Origin of the sequence: Mesorhizobium sp. M7A.F.Ca.CA.003.01.2.1, from assembly GCF_003998945.1 — a bacterium.
Lineage (GTDB): Bacteria > Pseudomonadota > Alphaproteobacteria > Rhizobiales > Rhizobiaceae > Mesorhizobium > Mesorhizobium ciceri.
In genome coordinates this window covers 1-2706 of the sequence record NZ_RZRA01000798.1, presented here as the reverse complement: position 1 = coordinate 2706, position 2706 = coordinate 1, and the positions used below count along the sequence as shown (strand labels likewise).

The window sequence follows — 2706 nt, the reverse complement described above, 5'->3', positions numbered from 1 at the left end:
GATGGACATCCATTTCGTGCATGAGGCGATGCAGGAGCCGCTGGTGAGCGGTTTTCTGGCCAAGCTCGAACGGGACGAAATCATCCCGACGGTGCCGCCGGTGCCGGACACGGTTCTGGAAGACTATTACCAGCTCATCGAGAGCCGCTTCTCCAACCCGAAGATCGGCGACACGGTGCGCCGGCTCTGCCTCGACGGCTCCAACCGCCAGCCGAAGTTCATCATCCCGACCATCGCCGACCGGCTGAAGGCTGGGAAAAGCGTCGCCGGCCTGGCCCTGGAATCGGCATTGTGGTGCCGCTACTGCTTCGGCACGACGGACAGCGGCGCCGTCATCGAGCCCAACGACCCGAGTTGGGACCGGCTGCAGGCGACGGCAAAGGCAGCAAAGGACGCTCCCGCCGCCTGGCTCGCCATGGAGGACATCTATGGCGATGTCGGCCGCGCAACGGCGTTTGTCGAGGCCTTTGCCCATGCGCTCAACGTGCTGTGGGCGAATGGCGCGCGCGCCACGCTGACGCGCTACCTCGCCGGCAAGCTCTGAGAGCCATTCTCGGCCATGACGCCTGAACTGGTCATTTTCGACTGCGATGGCGTGCTGGTCGACAGCGAGGCGCTCTCCGTCTCGGCGCTGCTCGGCATGGTCAGGCTTGCCGGCGGCAGCGTCAGTGAGGATGCCGCCTACGAGCATTTCCTCGGCAAGAGCATGAAAAGCGTGCGCGAGATCCTCGGCCGCGACTTCGGGCTCGATATCACCGACCTGCACCTGACCGAGATGCGCGTCGAATTGATGCGCAAATTCCGCGAGGAGCTGAAGCCGATCGCCGGTGTCAAGAAGATGCTGCCGAAGCTTGGGCTGCCGTTCTGTGTCGCGTCCTCGGGCACGCTCGACCGCATCCGCTACGCGCTCGACGTCACCGGATTGCTTGGGCTGATGGAACCGCACCTGTTCAGTGCCACCATGGTGGCCAAGGGAAAGCCCGCGCCGGACCTGTTCCTGCATGCCGCCGCCAGCATGCGGGCCCATCCACGCAAATGCCTCGTCATCGAGGACAGCCCGGCCGGCATCATTGCCGCGCGGGCGGCGGGGATGCGCGTGTTTGCCTTCACCGGCGGCTCGCATGCCGGCAACCCGACCTTGAAAGCGCGGCTTGCGTCGAGTGAACCGGACTTTATATTCGCTGACATGCTGCAATTGCCCGATCTGATTGCAGGCCTGGGAGCGAGAGACAGAGCATCTTGACGAACAGTTCGTTTGCGCGGTCGATGTCGGCACCGGGAGCGCTCGCGCGGGCATTCTCGACACCAACGGCACCTTGCTCGGCCGCGCCGAGCGGCCGATCGCCATGAACCAGCCGAAGCCCGATCACGCCGAACATGATTCGCGCGATATCTGGTCGGCCGTCTGCGCCGCCGTGCGCGCTGCCCGCGAAAAGGCCGGCATAGCTGCCGAGGAGGTCGTCGGCATCTCCTTCGATGCCACCTGTTCGCTGGTGGTGCGCGACCGGCAAGGCGGCCAGCTCAGCGTCTCGACCACGGGCGACAAGCGCTGGGACACCATCGTCTGGCTCGACCACCGCGCCATCGCGGAGGCCGACGAATGCACGGCAAGCGGCCACGCCGTGCTGAATTACGTCGGCGGCGTCATGTCGCCGGAAATGGCGACACCGAAGCTGATGTGGCTGAAGCGCAATTTGCCGGAGACCTGGAATGAAGCCGGCTATTTATTCGATCTCACCGATTTCCTGACCTGGCAAGCGACAGGTTCGCTGGCCCGCTCGCAATGCACGCTGACCGCCAAATGGACCTATCTGGCGCATGAAGAGGCCGGCTGGCGGCGCGACTTCTTTGCGCTCGTCGGCCTCGGCGATCTTTTCGAGCACGGCAATTTGCCGGAAAAGGCCAGCCCGGTCGGCGCTTATATTGGCCAACTGACCGCCCAGGCAGCGGCCGAGCTTGGGCTGAGCGAGAAATGCCGGGTCGGCGCCGGCGTCATCGATGCCTATGCCGGTGCGCTTGGCGTGCTCGGCGGCTTTGCCGGCGACCAACAGGACATCGGCCGGCATTTGGCGCTGATCGCCGGCACGTCGAGCTGCGTCATGGCGATGTCACCGGATCCGCAGCCCTTCGCCGGCGTCTGGGGTCCCTATTACGGCGCGGCGCTGCCCAGGCTGTGGCTGTCGGAAGGCGGCCAGTCGGCGACCGGCGCCCTGCTCGACCACATCATCCGCTGGCACGGCGCCGGCGGCGAGCCGGATGCCGCCATGCATGCGAAGATCGCCAGGCGTGTCGCCGAGCTGCGCGCCACCGAGGGCGACAACCTTGCCGCGCGGCTGCATGTGCTGCCCGATTTTCATGGTAACCGCTCACCGCTCGCCGATCCGCATGCCGTCGGCGTCGTCAGCGGGCTGACGCTGGACTCCTCCTTCGACAGCCTGTGCAAACTCTACTGGCGCACCGCCGTCGGCATCGCGCTCGGCGTGCGCCACGTGCTGGAGGCGCTGAACGAGAACGGCTATCTGATCGATACGCTGCATGTCACCGGCGGCCACACCAAGAACCCGCTGTTGATGGAGCTCTATGCCGACGCCACCGGCTGCACGGTGATCGAGCCGCTGGCCGACGAGGCGGTGCTGCTCGGCACCGGCATGATCGCCGCCACCGCGGCCGGGCTGTTTCCCGACCTCAACGCGGCCTGTCTTGCCA

The 2706-nt window shown here is 65.9% G+C and carries 2 protein-coding genes and 1 pseudogene; all 3 read left to right on the top strand.

Going from position 1 to position 2706, the window contains the following annotated elements; translation table 11 throughout:
* Nucleotides 1-544 (top strand): annotated as a pseudogene (locus tag EN969_RS25735) (mannitol dehydrogenase family protein); the annotation flags it as partial.
* 15 nt (nt 545-559) lie between these two features.
* A complete protein-coding gene (locus tag EN969_RS25730; protein ID WP_024502046.1) occupies nt 560-1243 on the top strand; it encodes an HAD family hydrolase in 684 nt (227 codons plus the stop codon).
* A partial coding sequence (locus tag EN969_RS25725; RefSeq protein WP_127419508.1) for an FGGY-family carbohydrate kinase occupies nt 1209-2706 on the top strand: 1498 nt, incomplete at its 3' end. The genes EN969_RS25730 and EN969_RS25725, both read left to right, overlap by 35 nt.

What these genes read in the sequence shown, in the direction of transcription:
- EN969_RS25730 (WP_024502046.1), top strand. Translation starts at nt 560, where the DNA reads ATGACGCCTGAACTGGTCATTTTCGACTGCGATGGCGTGCTGGTCGAC.